This is a genomic window from Pandoraea sp. XY-2 (genome assembly GCF_004193915.1).
GTDB classification, from domain to species: domain Bacteria; phylum Pseudomonadota; class Gammaproteobacteria; order Burkholderiales; family Burkholderiaceae; genus Pandoraea; species Pandoraea cepalis.
In genome coordinates, this window is the sequence record NZ_CP030849.1 from 1,817,871 (window position 1) to 1,833,231 (window position 15,361).

Below are 15,361 nucleotides of genomic sequence, written 5' to 3' on the forward strand. Positions count from 1 at the left end.
CAAAATTTGCCGCGCCGCACGTCGAGGGCGGGGCCGCTTTCGGGTATAATCCGGCTTTCCCGCGAGCAATTACTGCGATGACCAAATTTGTTTTTGTCACGGGCGGCGTGGTTTCCTCTCTTGGTAAGGGAATTGCTGCCGCATCTCTGGCCGCGATTCTCGAATCGCGTGGCCTCAAAGTCACCCTCCTCAAGCTTGATCCCTACATCAACGTCGACCCGGGCACGATGAGCCCGTTTCAGCACGGCGAGGTGTTTGTCACCGAGGACGGTGCGGAAACCGACCTCGATCTGGGCCATTATGAGCGCTTCATCAGCGCCAAGATGCGTCGTGCGAACAACTTCACGACGGGCCAGATCTACGAATCGGTGATCCGTAAGGAGCGCCGTGGCGAGTATCTCGGCAAGACCGTTCAGGTCATTCCGCACATCACCAACGAAATTCAGGCTTTCGTCGAGCGCGGTGCGCGTTCGACGTGGGACGGCCATCCGACGTCGCCATCGTTGAAATCGGCGGCACGGTCGGCGATATCGAATCGCTGCCGTTCCTCGAAGCCGCGCGTCAGATGAACCTGCGCCTGGGCCGCAACAGCGTGGCCTTCGTGCACCTGACGCTCGTGCCGTACATTGCGACGGCTGGCGAACTGAAGACCAAGCCGACGCAACACAGTGTGCAGAAGCTGCGTGAGATCGGCATTTCGCCGGACGTGCTGCTGTGCCGCGCCGACCGTCAGATTCCGGAAGACGAGTGCGCCAAGATTTCGCTGTTCGCGAACATTCCGCAGGACGCCGTGATTTCGGTGTGGGACGTCGACACGATCTACAAGATTCCGCAGATGCTCCATGACCAGGGCATGGACAAGATCATCTGCGACGAACTGAAGATCGAAGCCAAGCCGGCCGACCTGTCCATGTGGACGCATCTGGTGCACGCGGTCGAGAATCCGAAGCACGAGGTCACTGTCGGCATGGTCGGCAAGTACGTCGATCTGACCGAGTCGTACAAGTCGCTTATCGAAGCGCTGCGTCACGCCTCGATCCACACGGAAACGCGTGTGAACATCGAGTACATCGATTCGGAACAAATCGAGAAGGACGGCACGGACGCGCTCAAACATCTGGACGCCATTCTCGTACCGGGCGGTTTCGGCCGACGCGGTACCGAAGGCAAGATCAAGGCGATTCGTTATGCGCGCGAGAACCGCGTGCCGTATCTCGGCATCTGCCTGGGTATGCAGCTCGCCGTGATCGAATTCGCGCGTGACGTGGCCAAGTTGTCCGACGCCAACAGCACGGAATTCGAGCCGTCGACGCCGCATCCGGTCGTCGCCCTCATCACTGAGTGGCAGGACCGCGACGGCAAGATCGAGCAGCGTACCGAAAATTCGGATCTGGGCGGCACCATGCGCCTGGGCTCGCAGCGTGTACCCGTCAAGACGGAAACGCTCGCGTCGCGCATCTATGGCGATTCGGTCAATGAGCGTCACCGCCACCGTTACGAAGTCAACAATCATTATGTTCCGCAGCTCGAAGCCGCCGGTCTGGTGATCTCGGCGCGCACGCCGAGCGAGAACCTGCCGGAGATGATGGAGTTGCCGCAGCAGGTGCATCCGTGGTTTGTCGGCGTTCAGTTCCACCCGGAGTTCACCTCGACGCCGCGCGATGGCCATCCGCTGTTCAAGGCGTATGTCGAGGCGGCGCTGGCGGGTCAGCAGTCGCGCAAGAAGGCCGCCTGAGGCCCCGCCCGCCGCGAGCGAGACATAAGGAGTTCTCATGAAACTGTGCGGTTTCGAGGTTGGCCTGGACCAGCCGTTTTTCCTGATCGCGGGGACCTGCGTCGTCGAATCGGAGCAAATGACGATCGACGTCGCGGGACAGCTCAAGGAAATTACGAGCGCGCTGGGCATTCCGTTCATTTACAAGTCGTCGTTCGACAAGGCGAATCGCAGCTCCGGCAAGTCGTTTCGCGGCCCGGGCGCGAGGCTGGCCTGAAGATCCTCGAGGAAGTGCGCCGCCAACTCGGCGTGCCGGTGCTCACCGACGTGCATACCGAAGAGGATGTGGCCGTGGCCGCGCCTATCGTCGATGTGCTGCAAACGCCGGCGTTCCTGTGCCGCCAGACCGATTTCATTCGTGCCTGCGCCCAGTCGGGCAAGCCGGTGAACATCAAGAAGGGGCAGTTTCTTGCCCCGCACGACATGATCAACGTCATCGACAAGGCCCGCGACGCCGCGCGCGAGGCCGGCCTGCCCGATGACGTGTTCATGGCTTGCGAGCGTGGCGTTTCGTTTGGCTACAACAATCTGGTCTCGGACATGCGCTCGTTGGCGATCATGCGCGAGACCCGTGCGCCGGTTGTGTTCGACGCGACGCACTCGGTGCAGTTGCCCGGCGGCCAGGGCACCAGCTCGGGCGGTCAGCGCGAGTTCGTGCCGGTCCTCTCGCGTGCCGCCGTGGCCGTGGGCGTGTCGGGCCTGTTCATGGAGACGCACCCGGATCCGGCCTGCGCGCTGTCGGACGGCCCCAACGCCGTGCCGCTCGGACGCATGCGCGAACTGCTCACCACGCTCAAGACGATTGATGCGGCGGTGAAGCAGGGCGAGTTCCTGGAAAATAATTTCAGTTGAAATGAGACACGCCGTCCTGGGGCCACTATCAGCACGCCCACAGGACGGGTATAGCGCTCGGATGCCTTGGCAGCGTGGCGTCGAGTCGTTAAGCTTGTCGCGCAGCGGTCGTCGGAAGTCGCCGCGAGGGCAAGCCCACAAGGAGATGCCCGCGTGCGGTACGCCGAGCGCACCGTCGACATCGATGTCATCCCGCAGGCCGCCGTACCTTATTTCGAGGTGCCGTTGTTTCCCCGTCCATGCAGTACCGCGTCGTTGCGCGCTTGAGCGCCGCACCGGCATCCACGTCAGGGTTCGGCGCGAGCGCCCGACGTGAACAGGGCAGGTGACGGGCCGCGGCGCGAAGCAGGTTCCCTTTAGCGTTTTTGTCATACAGATACCGAGGAATACATGAGTGCAATCGTAGATATCATCGGGCGCGAAGTGCTGGACTCGCGCGGCAACCCGACGGTCGAGTGCGACGTGCTGCTGGAGTCGGGCGTGATGGGCCGTGCGGCAGTGCCGTCGGGCGCATCGACCGGCTCGCGCGAAGCGATCGAATTGCGTGATGGCGACAAGGGTCGCTATCTCGGCAAGGGGGTGCAGAAGGCAGTCGAGCACATCAATACCGAGATTTCGGAAGCGATCATGGGCCTGGATGCGGCGGAACAAGCCTTCCTGGACAAGACGCTGATCGAACTCGACGGCACGGACAACAAGTCGCGTCTCGGCGCAAACGCCATGCTGGCCGTGTCGATGGCCGTGGCCAAGGCCGCGGCGGAAGAAGCCGGCCTGCCGCTGTACCGCTACTTCGGCGGTTCGGGCGCCATGCAAATGCCGGTGCCGATGATGAACATCGTCAACGGCGGCGCGCACGCCAACAACAGCCTGGACATCCAGGAATTCATGGTGATGCCGGTGGGCCAGTCGAGCTTTCGCGAAGCCCTGCGTTGCGGCGCCGAAATCTTCCACGCGCTGAAGAAACTCATCGCCGAGAAGGGGATGAGCACGGCCGTGGGCGACGAAGGCGGCTTCGCACCGAATTTCGCGTCGAACGAAGAGTGCCTGACGACCATTCAGCAGGCGGTTGAGAACGCCGGCTACCGCATGGGCGACGACGTGCTCCTGGCGCTGGACTGCGCCTCGACCGAATTCTTCAAGAACGGCAAGTACGAGCTGGCCGGCGAAGGCCTGTCGCTGACCTCGGAAGCGTTCGCCGACTACCTCGCCAACCTGTGCGACAAGTTCCCGATCGTGTCGATCGAAGACGGCATGTCGGAAGACGACTGGGCCGGCTGGAAGGTCCTGACCGACAAGCTCGGCCATAAGGTGCAGCTGGTCGGTGACGACCTGTTCGTGACCAACACCAAGATCCTGAAGCAAGGCATCGAGCAGGGCGTCGCCAACTCGATCCTCATCAAGATCAATCAGATCGGTACGCTCACCGAAACGTTCGCCGCCATCGAAATGGCCAAGCGCGCCGGCTACACGGCCGTCGTGTCGCACCGTTCGGGCGAAACCGAAGACTCGACGATTGCCGACATCGCCGTTGGCACGAACGCGGGCCAGATCAAGACGGGCTCGCTCTCGCGCAGCGATCGTATCGCCAAGTACAACCAGCTTCTGCGCATCGAAGAGGATCTCGGCGATATCGCCTCGTATCCGGGCAAGGAAGCGTTCTACAATCTGCGCTAATTCCGTTTCCCGGGAGGTTGCGCCCCGACGGCTGTCGAGGCGCGCTTCTCGGCATTCTTGCCAGGCGAAAGCATGCGAATGGTGACCTTGCTGCTGGTGCTGCTGCTGGCGGTGATCCAGTATCCGCTCTGGTTCGGCCATGGTGGTTGGCTGTACGTGCACGAACTGCGCGACGAGTTGAGCGCCGAACAGCAGAAGAACGAGCAGTTGAAAGAACGTAACGATCGTCTTGCCGGCGAAGTGCAGGATCTGCAGGACGGCACGTCGGCGATCGAGGAGCGCGCGCGTTTCGAGCTGGGTATGGTCAAGGACGGCGAAGTGTTCGTTCAGTTCGTGGCGCCGGACGGCTCGGGCGGTCCGCAGGCCGCTTCCGCCGCGGGTGCGCCACTGGTCTCGTCGACCGAACCGGCACACAAGTCGGTCGCGGCAGCGCCACCGGCACCGCCGACTTCGTCCCCAGCGAAGCGCGGGGCGCACGCGGCGCACAAGGCTCAGCATCACTGAGCGTCGCCGGCACAACGCGCAGACAGTACGAAAAAATGGCGTTCCCACGGGAACGCCATTTTTTCATGTCATCTCGCGGTGCCGCACACTAGAAGCCGATGCCCACACCCACCGATGCGCGTGGGCCATAGCCGCCATATCCGCCCGGTCCGTACCATCCCGGTCCGTACCATCCCGGGCCATACCACGCAGGACCACCCCAACCACCGTAGAAATACGCGTTGCTGGCGTTGCTGCCCAGCGCAGCCTCGATGGCGCGCTGTGCGCGTTCGTGCTCGATGGTCGCTTCCTGCTCGTCGTAGATGCGTTTGTTCAAGCGTGTCAGGTCCTGCTTCTGGGCATCGGTCATTGCCGGGATGCCTTGCGTCTGCGGCAGACGTGCCGCGGGCGCGTCAGGCGGTGGCAGTGGCGCACAGCCGGCGGCGAGCATCAGGAGCAGCGCGCCGAGGACACCGAGGGCGCCGACGACAAGCCGAGGGGGCCGTTCACGCGTGGCGCGCGTAGTGCTGGCGTTGAACGCGAGTCGCGGCATGAGCGATGCGCCGAGGGCGATAGCGGGGTGGCGAGCCGAACCACCGCCCGCCACATCCTGCATGCGGTGCCTGGTGACGTCTATCCGGCGCATGCCTGCGATCTCCGCGTCGCTCAATGTTGCGCGGACGGCGCGGCGTGCAGTTGCTCCGTAAAGAGCTGCGCCGCATCCACCTTGTCGAAACGATAGGTCTGGCGGCAGAACTCACACGCCACTTCAAGATCGGGACGCTCGTCGAATACGCTCATGACTTCTGCTTCGCCGAGCGTGCGCAGCATGTTGGTGACCCGCTCGTGCGAGCACGTGCAGCGAAACGCCGTGACGGCCGGCTCGAACACGCGCACCGTTTCTTCCCAAAACAAGCGCTGCAGCAGCGTTTCCCGATCGACGCTCAGCATTTCGTCTCGCTTGAGCGTATTGCCAAGCTGGCAGACGCGATTCCACATGTCCTCGTCTTGCTCGGGCGCACGCTCGGCACCGGTGCCGGCCGTGCCGCCATGGCCGGGCAGCTTCTGCAGCAGCATGCCCACCGCGTGGCGGTCGTCTGACGCGAGCCACAGGCGTGTGTCGAGCTGCTCCGAATGATGCATGTAGTGTTCGAGCACCGACGCCAGATCGGGCAGGGGGCCGTGTTCATCCGACAGCGGCACCACGCCCTGGTAAGGCTGTTGGCCCGGTTGCTTCACGCGCGGGTCGAGCGTAATGGCGAAGCGTGCGCGGCCGTCGACGTTGACGAGCGCCTTGAGGGTCGCGTCGTCGGGGATCTCGCCGCTGTACTTTGCCGTGGCGCGCATCGTCAGGTCGGCGTTACATTCGACGACGATCATGGTGACCGGGCCATCGCCGTGCAGTTGCAGGATCAGGGCGCCGTCGAATTTGACGTTGGCGGTGAGCAGCGCCGCCGCGGCCATCATTTCACCGAGCAGATGACGTACCGGCGCCGGGTAGTCGTGACGCTCGAGCACGGCGCGCCACGTCGCGTCGAGGCTGACGTATTCGCCGCGCACCGGGGCGGCGTCGAACATGAATTTCTGAAGTTGATCGGACACGGTTGAATTCCTGAAAAATGCGGCAACGGCGGTTGTCGTGGCGGGCCGCGTTGCGCGGTAACGACCGCGCAGATTCGAGCCGGATGCTGCACGAACGCCGGTGGTTGGCGCGTCAATACTGCGTAATCTGGGGGCGCGCACCGCATTTTCAACACACCGGCGGGGCGATCAGCCGATGCGCACCAACTGTTCCTTGAAGACCTGACGGCGTGCCGCATAGCCCTCGGCGTTGCGCTTGAGGTTCGCGACTTCCTCGTCGGTCAGCTCGCGCACGACCTTGGCGGGCACACCCAGGATCAGGGAGCGGTCAGGGAACGTCTTGCGCTCGGTGACCAGCGCGCCCGCACCGACCAGACAGTCGCGGCCGATGACCGCGCCATTGAGCAGCACCGCCTGAATGCCGATGAGCGAGTTTTCGCCCACGGTGCAGCCGTGCAGCATCGCCTGATGGCCAATGCTCACGCCGCTGGCCAGCGTGAGCGGGTACCCCGGATCGGCGTGCAGAACGGCACCTTCCTGTACGTTGGTACCCACGCCGACCTTGATCGGCTCGTTGTCGCCGCGAATCGCGACCCCCGGCCACACGCTGCTGTTCTCGGCGAGGATCACATCTCCGATGATGCTGGCGGTGTCGGCCACGAAAGCACTCTCGTGGATCTGGGGGGTCTTGTCTCCAAGTTTGTAGATCGGCATGGCGGCTTCGGTTCGCGGTTAAAATCGATGAATTAGGTATTGTAACGTCATGACCGATTTCACTCCCACGCCCAGCGGCCGTGCCGCGCGCAACGCCGACCCCGGCCATGGCTCCGAAGCCTGCACATCCGGCAACGCGCATCTCGCGTTCACCGGATCGGCGTGTGCCCGCGAGCACACGCTTGCGCTCCTGCGCCTGTGCGATCCGTATGAGAAGGCGCACGGCGTGACGGCACTTCGCGACGTAGTGCGAGACGGCCGTGCACGCTGGCACCCGAGCGTCGCTTCGAGGTGGCCGAGCCGGCGGCGCCGGCGCGCGCGGGGGAGGCCGGCATTCCGGGACGTCCCGCCGCGCCCCGGCTGGTGTCGCCGCGAGAATTGAAGCACCGCGCCGCGACGTCGGTCGAGGGCCGTGCCGCCTTGCTGCACGCGCTCACCCACATCGAATTCAACGCGATCAATCTTGCGCTCGACGCCCTGTGGCGCTTCGACGGCCTGCCCACCGATTATTACGACGACTGGCTTCAGGTCGCGGCGGAGGAGGCGCATCACTTCTCTCTGCTTGCCCAGCACTTGAACACGCTCGGTGAGCCGTACCGCTACGGCTATTTCCCGGCGCACGACGGCTTATGGGAGATGGCGCGCAGGACGTCCGGCGACTGGCTGGCTCGCCTCGCGCTGGTGCCACGCACCCTGGAGGCGCGCGGGCTCGACGCCAGCCCGCCGATCAAGGCCAAGCTGGCGAGCGCGGGCGATGCCGCCGGGGCCGCCATTCTCGATATCATCCTGCGCGACGAGATCGGACATGTCGCCATCGGGAACCGTTGGTATCGCTGGGGATGCGAGCGCGCCGGATGCGATCCCATCGAGACCTATGCCCGGCTCGCGGCGCAATATGGTGCGCCGCGTCTGCGCGGGCCGTTCAACCTGGAGGCCCGCCGGGCGGCGGGCTTCGACGACGACGAACTGGCTGCGCTGCAGGCGCTTGTGTAACGGCGCGGCCGATTCGTCATTTTTGACGCTGATAGACTCGGCGTTCCTCGATCGTTTCGATCTTCACTTTCTGCCAGCGCCATGACCGATTCGCGATCCGAATTTCTGACGGTGCGCGGCCTGCGCCACCATGTCCGGCAGTGGGGTACGCCCGGCGCGCCGAAACTGTTCGCGTTGCACGGCTGGATGGACGTGTCGGCGTCGTTCCAGTTCGTCGCGCAAACGCTGGCGCAGCGCTGGCATGTGCTCGCCCCGGACTGGCGCGGTTTCGGCCTCACCGACTGGCCAGTGGCGCAAGGCCGCTGCGGCAGCTACTGGTTTCCAGACTACCTCGCCGACCTCGACGCCCTGCTCGACGTCTACACGGAGCCCGGCGAAGCTGTCCGGCTGATTGGTCACAGCATGGGCGGCAACGTCGCGTGTCTGTATGCCGGGGTGCGGCCCTCGCGGGTTCGGCGTCTCGTGAATCTGGAGGGCTTCGGTCTGCCACCGTCGCAGCCGATCGCGGCGATCCGTCAGCTCGGCCGTTGGCTCGACGATTTGCAGCATGCGCCGACGTTGCGTCCTTATGCCACGCTCGACGCGGTGGTGGCGCGGCTGCGCAAGACCAATCCGCGCCTCACGAAGGTGCGGGCGGACTGGCTGGCACAACGCTGGGCACGCCAGGACGTCGATGGACAATGGCATTTGCTTGCCGATGCGGCGCACAAGATCGCCAATCCCTACCCGTACCGGCTCGATGAAGCGATGGCGGTATGGGGCAACGTGAGCGCGCCCGTCCTGCATGTGGAGGCCACGGACTCGGACGTGCTGCGACATTTCGTCGGGGCACAGGGGACGGCGGCGTTCCGGGAGCGCTTCGAGGTCTTTCCGAATTTGACGGAGGCTTTCGTGGATGATGCCGGTCATATGCTGCATCACGACCAACCCGACGTCGTTGCCCGGTTGATCGACGACTTCTGCCGGGAGTGAGGCCGCGGGTCACTCGCGCCGCGCTCACTTGAGCGGTAGAATAAAGGCGTCACAACCACGTCATACGGCGGTGCCGGGCGGACGCGATATGTCATCCCCCCGGCGGCTCATCATGTTCAACGCGGATCTTCATTGTCATTCCCGAGTGTCCGACGGCACGCTCGCGCCGTCCGAGGTGGCGCAGGTGGCGTTTGAGGCCGGTGTCGACCTCTGGTCGCTGACCGACCACGACGAGATCGGTGGCCAGCGCGAAGCGCGCGCGGCGGCCGAAGCGCTCGGCATGGGGTACGTGAGCGGTGTGGAGATCTCCATTACGTGGGCCAACCGCACGGTGCATATCGTCGGGCTGAATCTCGATCCCGATAATCCCGCGCTGATCGATGGACTGGCGGCCACGCGCGGTGGCCGGGCGTTGCGAGCCCAGCAGATGAGCGAGCAATTGGCGGCCGCCGGCATTCCGCACGCCTACGAGGGGGCGCTGCGTTTCGTCGGGAATCCCGATCTGATTTCGCGCACGCACTTCGCCCGATATCTCGTGGCAATCGGCAAATGCACGTCGGTTTCCGATGTGTTTTCGAAGTATCTCGCGGAGGGGCGGCCGGGTTACGTGCCGCACCGCTGGGCCACGCTGGAGAATGCCGTGAGCTGGATCCGCGGGGCGGGGGGCATTGCCGTCGTGGCACACCCGGGACGCTACAAATTCACGCCGCTCGAGTTTGGGGTACTGTTCGATCAGTTCCGCGAACTGGGCGGGGAGGCCATCGAAGTGGTGACCGGCAGCCATACGCCGGATCAGTACCGCGAGTATGCCGACGTCGCGCGCCGCTACGATTTTCTGGCGTCGCGCGGCTCGGATTTCCATGGGCCGTCCGAGAGCCGTGCGCTGCTCGGCAAGCTGCCTGCGCTGCCCGACGATCTCACCCCGGTCTGGAGCCGCTGGCAGTAACTTTCCGACACTATGTCGCAATTCTTCCAGATCCATCCGGAAAATCCTCAGTCACGACTCATCAAGCAGGCCGCCCAGATCATCGACAAGGGCGGCATCGTGGCGTTGCCGACCGACTCCAGCTACGCGATCGCCTGTCACATCGACGACCGGCAGGCCGTCGAACGCCTGCGTCGTATTCGCGGTCTCGACGACAAGCAACTGCTCTCGCTCCTGGTCCGCGATCTGTCGGAGCTGGCCGAGTTCGCCATGGTGGATAACCGGCAATACCGGTTGATCAAGGCGACGACGCCGGGGCCCTATGTGTTCATTCTCGAAGCGACGAAGGAGGTGCCGCGCCGGCTCTCGCATCCGTCGCGAAAGACGATCGGTCTGCGGGTGCCGGATCATGCCATCACGCTGGCGCTGCTCGAGGCGCTGGGGCAGCCGTTGCTCGCCACCACCCTGATTCTGCCGGGCGAAACCGAGCCGCTGAACGACCCCGACGAGATTCGTGAGCGCCTGGAAAAGCAACTGGATCTGGTGATCGACGGCGGGGCCTGTCCTAAAGAACCGTCCACGGTGGTCGACCTGACGGTGACGCCGCCCGAGGTGCTGCGTCGCGGTCGCGGCTCGCTGGCGCCGTTCGGTCTGTCGTGAACGGGCGCGTGTCGCTCGCCTTGCAATACGCGGTAATACTGGCGCGCAGGTCGGCTTGCTACAATACGCGGCTATGAATGCAGACCTGATCCAGACCGTTGCGGTCTATGCGCTCCCCGTCCTCTTCGCGATTACGCTGCACGAGGCCGCGCACGGCTATGTCGCGAAGTATTTCGGCGACCCCACGGCCTATCTGATGGGGCGCGTGACGCTCAATCCCCTCAAGCACATCGATCCGATCGGCACGGTGCTCGTGCCGCTTGCCCTCTACTTCATGACGAGCGGAGCGTTTCTGTTCGGCTATGCCAAGCCGGTGCCGGTGGCGTTCGGCAGCCTGCGCAATCCGCGGGTCGATACGATCTGGGTGGCGCTGGCCGGTCCGTTGTGCAACTTCGTCCAGGCCATACTGTGGGCTGTGTTCGGTGTGGGGCTGCAAATCGCCGGCGTTCACGAGCCGTTCTTCATGATGATGGCGCAGGCCGGTCTCCTGGTGAACCTCGTGATGTGTATGTTCAACCTATTTCCGGTGCCGCCGCTCGATGGCGGCCGCGTGCTCGTGTCGCTGCTGCCGGCGCGTGCAGCCTATCGCCTTTCCCGCGTCGAGCCCTACGGGTTCTTCATCGTGATGGCGCTGGTGGTGAGCGGTGTGCTCGGCCGTGTCTGGCTGTGGCCGCTGATTCAGTGGGGGCGTGACTTCATCGTCTGGATGCTCACGCCGCTGTTGTCGCTGATTTCCTGAAGTTTTTGCAGAACATAACGAGACCATGTATCCCGAACGCGTTTTCTCCGGCATGCGACCGACCGGTCGTCTCCACCTCGGCCATTATCATGGCGTGCTCAAGAACTGGATTCAGCTTCAGTCGGAATATCCATGCTACTTCTGTGTGGTCGACTGGCACGCGCTCACCACGCACTACGAGACGCCGGAAGTCATCGAACAGAACGTATGGGACGTGCTGATCGACTGGCTTGCCGCAGGGATCGATCCGAATCAGGCCACGCTCTTCATCCAGAGCAAGGTGCCCGAACATGCGGAGCTGGCGCTGCTCATCGGCATGAGCACGCCGCTGGGCTGGCTCGAGCGCGTGCCGACGTACAAGGAACAGATCGAGAAGCTCAGGGAGAAGGATCTCTCGACGTACGGCTTCCTCGGGTATCCGGTGCTGATGGCGGCCGACATTCTGCTCTACCGTGCGCTGCACGTGCCGGTGGGGGAGGACCAGGTGCCGCACGTCGAAATGACGCGCGAAATTGCGCGCCGCTTCAACTATCTCTACGGCCGCGAAACCGGTTTCGAGGAAAAGGCATTGGCAGCCGCACGCAAGCTTGGCGGCAAGCGCGCGAAGCTGTATCTCGAACTCCGGACGGCATACCAGGAGCAGGGCGACGACGAAGCGCTGGAACAGGCACGCGCGATGCTCTCCGAGTCGCAGTCGCTGTCCATGGGCGACCGCGAGCGGCTCTTCGGCTATCTCGAAGGCGCGCGCAAGCTGATTCTGGTCGAGCCGCAGGCGTTGCTCACGCCGGCGTCGCGCATGCCGGGACTCGACGGTCAGAAGATGTCGAAGTCGTATAACAACACCATTGGCTTGCGCGAAGACGCGGAATCGATCACCAAGAAGGTGCGTACGATGCCGACCGATCCCGCGCGCGTGCGTCGAACCGATCCGGGCGACCCGGAGAAGTGTCCGGTGTGGCAACTGCATCAGGTCTATTGCGACAACGACACGCGCGACTGGGTGCAGAAGGGCTGCCGCAGCGCCGGGATCGGTTGCATCGAGTGCAAGCAGCCGGTCATCGAAGGCATTCTGCGCGAACAGCAGCCGATGCTCGAGCGCGCCCAGAAGTACATGGACGATCCGTCGCTGCTGCGCGCCATCGTGGCCGATGGATGTGAGAAGGCGCGACGCTCCGCGCAGGAGATCATGCGCGACGTGCGTGAAGCGATGGGGCTGCAATATTCATGACGCACGCGGTCGCTCCCGGCGTGGTGCAAGGCGGTAGTGCGCACGGTACTGGCGCGCCGTCGCCGTGGCTGGTGCGCTGGGCGCATCTGATGCCGTCGGGCGGCCGCGCACTCGATCTGGCCTGCGGTCAAGGACGCCACGCGCGTTGGCTCGCGTCCCGCGGCATGCACGTCATCGCCGTGGATCGCGACGAGGCGGCGCTTGCCACGATGTCAATGCTGGCGAACGTGACGACGCTGACCGCCGACCTGGAGGGCGCGCCGTGGCCGTTGGCCGAGGGCGAGCGCTTCGATGCCGTCATCGTGACGAATTATTTGCATCGACCGCTCTTGTCGCGTATCGCAGCCAGTGTCGCGCCGGGCGGCGTGCTGATTTACGAAACCTTTGCGCAGGGAAACGAACGGTACGGAAAGCCGTCCAATCCGCAGTTTCTGTTGGCTCCCGGTGAACTGCTCGACGTGGCGCGCGAGGCCGGCCTGCGTGTGGCGGGTTTCGAGGATGTCACGTTGGCGGCGCCGCGCGCGGCGTGCGTGCAGCGCGTGTGCGCCACGCGTGCCGTCCCCGGGGAAAACCCCGGCAATGCCGCCCTGTACGAGCCGACGGCGGAATCCGCTACAATCCACCCTTATCGCTGAATTGTTCGATCAACCATGACTACCCAAACTCCGATGCAAGGCAGTATCGTCGCGATCGTCACCCCGATGGCAGAGGACGGCAGCCTTGACCGTGAAGCACTGCGCAACCTGATCAACTGGCACGCCGACGAGGGCACCGACGGCATCGTGATCGTCGGCACGTCGGGTGAATCGCCGACGGTCAACGTCGAGGAGCATTGCGAACTCATCGAGATCGCCGTGCAGCAAGCCGCGCAAGCCGGCGAGTCGCGCGGCCGCAAACTGCCGGTCATTGCCGGCACGGGCGGCAACTCGACGGCCGAAGCCATCGAACTCACGAAACATGCGAAGCAGGTGGGCGCCGACGCGTCGCTGCAGGTCGTGCCGTACTACAACAAGCCCACGCAGGAAGGCCAGTACCAGCACTTCCGCGCCATTGCCGAAGCCGTCGAACTGCCGGTCATTCTCTATAATGTGCCCGGCCGTACCGTGGCGGATGCCAGCAACGACACGCTGCTGCGTCTGGCGCAAGTGCCTGGCATCGTTGGCGTGAAAGACGCCACGGGCAATCTGGATCGCGGCATTGACCTGATCCGGCGTGCCCCGAAGAGCTTCGCCGTGTACAGCGGCGACGACCTGACGGCGGTTGCGCTCATGCTGATGGGCGGTCAGGGTAATATCTCGGTCACTGCCAACGTGGCACCGCGTGCGATGCACGAGTTGTGCGTGGCTGCGCTGGCCGGCAATGTGGCCAAGGCACGGGAACTGCAATTCCAGTTGTTCGAACTGCACCGCGCCATGTTCGTCGAAGCCAATCCGATCCCCGTGAAGTGGGCGCTGCAACAGATGGGCATGATCGCGTCGGGCATCCGCCTGCCGCTCACGCCGCTGGCGCAGCCTTACCAAGACACGGTGCTTGGTGCCCTCAAGTCGGCCAACATTGCCGTTGTCTAACCTGTCGTTCCGGCACCCGGGTTCGATTGCCCACCCCTTTTTTTGCGACTCATGAAACGAATCGTCAGTAATTCCGTAGCTCGTCCCGTGCTGGCATGGGCCGCTATTGCCTCGTTGGCCCTCGTCGCCGGATGCAGTTCGCTCTCGAGCGCCTTGTCCTCTGACAAGGTCGATTACAAGAGCTCGAAGACCGGCCCCTCGCTCGACGTCCCGCCGGATCTGACGAACGTCCAGGCGACCGACCGGAAGTACGTGTCGCCGGCCGGCATCGCAACGTTGTCGACCTACGAGAACCAGCAGAAGGTCGTCGCGGCCAACCCGACGGACACGGTGCTGCCGGCGGTGCCCGGCATGAAGGTCGTGCGCGACGGTAACGAGCGCTGGCTGGTGATTCAGAAGGCGCCGGGCGACCTGTGGCCGACGTTGCGTGAATTCTGGCAAGAGAACGGCTTTGTGCTGACGATCGATTCGCCGGACACGGGCGTGATGGAAACGGATTGGGCGGAAAACCGCGCCAAGCTGAATCAGGACATCATCCGCGATCTGCTCGGCAAGGTGCTCGACAGCCTGTATTCGACCGGCGAACGCGATCGCTTCCGCACGCGCGTGGAACGTGATCCGAATGGCGGTACGGACGTCTACATCACGCACCGCCGCATGGTGGAAGTGTTCACGAACGCGCAGAAGGATACGACCAAGTGGGAGCCGGCGCCGAACGATCCGGGTCTCGAGGCGATCTTCCTGACCAAGTTGATGCAGCGCTTTGGCGTGCAGGCCGATCAGGCCAAGGCGCAAGTCGAAGGCGCCAAGGCGGGCGGCCCGTCGAGCCAGATCGTGAAGACGGCCGACGCCGCGTATCTCGACATCAACGAGCCGTTCGATCGAGCCTGGCGCCGTGTCGGCGTGGCGCTCGATCGCGGTAACTTCACCGTGGACGATCGCGACCGCGCGAAGGGCATTTACTTCGTGAGCTACGTGGATCCGGCATCGCTGGCGAAGGACAATGGTTTCTTCTACAGCTTGTTCCATGCGAAGGAAGTGCAGGACAGCAAGAAGGCCAAAAAGCTTAGCGTGAACGTGCAGGGGCGCGGCGATAACCAGACCCGTGTGCAGGTGCTCGACGATAAGGGTAACGTCGATAACTCGCAGATCGCACAGACGATCATCAGTGTGATCGGCAACCAACTCCGTTAAGGCG

General features: G+C 63.9%; 13 protein-coding genes and 3 pseudogenes. 13 read left to right on the top strand and 3 right to left on the bottom strand.

Annotation, left to right across the window (positions count from 1 at the left end; translation table 11 throughout):
- The first annotated feature begins 77 nt into the window (after positions 1-77).
- From DRB87_RS08300 to ftsB, 4 genes and pseudogenes are all read left to right on the top strand, one after another.
- Positions 78-1,735 (top strand): annotated as a pseudogene (locus DRB87_RS08300) (CTP synthase).
- Positions 1,736-1,772: 37 nt separating this feature from the next.
- Positions 1,773-2,626 (top strand): annotated as a pseudogene (gene kdsA, locus DRB87_RS08305) (3-deoxy-8-phosphooctulonate synthase).
- A gap of 390 nt (positions 2,627-3,016) precedes the next feature.
- Entirely contained in the window at positions 3,017-4,300 is a 1,284-nt protein-coding gene (gene eno / locus DRB87_RS08310; RefSeq protein WP_130025566.1) for a phosphopyruvate hydratase, read from the top strand.
- Positions 4,301-4,372: 72 nt separating this feature from the next.
- Positions 4,373-4,804, top strand: a complete 432-nt coding sequence (ftsB, locus tag DRB87_RS23920) for a cell division protein FtsB (RefSeq protein WP_343032345.1) — start codon at positions 4,373-4,375, stop codon at positions 4,802-4,804.
- Positions 4,805-4,892: 88 nt separating this feature from the next.
- Here ftsB and DRB87_RS08320 read toward each other — a convergent pair whose 3' ends face one another.
- From DRB87_RS08320 to DRB87_RS08330, 3 genes are all read right to left on the bottom strand, one after another.
- Complete coding sequence (locus tag DRB87_RS08320; protein WP_130025567.1) at positions 4,893-5,429, bottom strand: hypothetical protein; 537 nt, start codon at positions 5,427-5,429, stop codon at positions 4,893-4,895.
- Positions 5,430-5,449: 20 nt separating this feature from the next.
- On the bottom strand, positions 5,450-6,385 hold the full coding sequence (hslO, locus tag DRB87_RS08325) for an Hsp33 family molecular chaperone HslO (protein ID WP_130025568.1): 936 nt from the start codon (positions 6,383-6,385) through the stop codon (positions 5,450-5,452).
- Between the two features lie 168 nt (positions 6,386-6,553).
- Positions 6,554-7,078, bottom strand: a complete 525-nt coding sequence (locus DRB87_RS08330; protein ID WP_130025569.1) for a gamma carbonic anhydrase family protein — start codon at positions 7,076-7,078, stop codon at positions 6,554-6,556.
- Between the two features lie 190 nt (positions 7,079-7,268).
- Here DRB87_RS08330 and DRB87_RS08335 point away from each other — a divergent pair.
- The 9 genes and pseudogenes from DRB87_RS08335 (at position 7,269) to bamC (ending at position 15,357) form a co-directional block, all read left to right on the top strand.
- Positions 7,269-8,071 (top strand): annotated as a pseudogene (locus DRB87_RS08335) (ferritin-like domain-containing protein).
- A gap of 81 nt (positions 8,072-8,152) precedes the next feature.
- A complete protein-coding gene (locus tag DRB87_RS08340) occupies positions 8,153-9,043 on the top strand; it encodes an alpha/beta fold hydrolase (protein WP_130025571.1) in 891 nt (296 codons plus the stop codon).
- Positions 9,044-9,131: 88 nt separating this feature from the next.
- Positions 9,132-9,989, top strand: coding sequence for a 3',5'-nucleoside bisphosphate phosphatase (locus DRB87_RS08345; RefSeq protein ID WP_130025572.1), 858 nt, complete (start codon positions 9,132-9,134; stop codon positions 9,987-9,989).
- A gap of 12 nt (positions 9,990-10,001) precedes the next feature.
- A complete protein-coding gene (locus tag DRB87_RS08350; RefSeq protein ID WP_130025573.1) occupies positions 10,002-10,628 on the top strand; it encodes an L-threonylcarbamoyladenylate synthase in 627 nt (208 codons plus the stop codon).
- A 73-nt stretch (positions 10,629-10,701) separates the two neighbouring features.
- Positions 10,702-11,367, top strand: coding sequence for a site-2 protease family protein (locus DRB87_RS08355; RefSeq protein ID WP_017232996.1), 666 nt, complete (start codon positions 10,702-10,704; stop codon positions 11,365-11,367).
- Between the two features lie 25 nt (positions 11,368-11,392).
- On the top strand, positions 11,393-12,595 hold the full coding sequence (locus tag DRB87_RS08360) for a tryptophan--tRNA ligase (protein ID WP_130025574.1): 1,203 nt from the start codon (positions 11,393-11,395) through the stop codon (positions 12,593-12,595).
- Complete coding sequence (locus DRB87_RS08365) at positions 12,592-13,230, top strand: bifunctional 2-polyprenyl-6-hydroxyphenol methylase/3-demethylubiquinol 3-O-methyltransferase UbiG (RefSeq protein ID WP_130025575.1); 639 nt, start codon at positions 12,592-12,594, stop codon at positions 13,228-13,230. Before DRB87_RS08360 ends, DRB87_RS08365 begins: the two co-directional genes overlap by 4 nt.
- A gap of 15 nt (positions 13,231-13,245) precedes the next feature.
- Complete coding sequence (gene dapA, locus DRB87_RS08370; RefSeq protein ID WP_130025576.1) at positions 13,246-14,163, top strand: 4-hydroxy-tetrahydrodipicolinate synthase; 918 nt, start codon at positions 13,246-13,248, stop codon at positions 14,161-14,163.
- Between the two features lie 51 nt (positions 14,164-14,214).
- Positions 14,215-15,357: an outer membrane protein assembly factor BamC gene (gene bamC / locus DRB87_RS08375; protein WP_130025577.1), complete on the top strand. Its 1,143-nt coding sequence runs from the start codon at positions 14,215-14,217 to the stop codon at positions 15,355-15,357.
- Positions 15,358-15,361 lie beyond the last annotated feature (4 nt).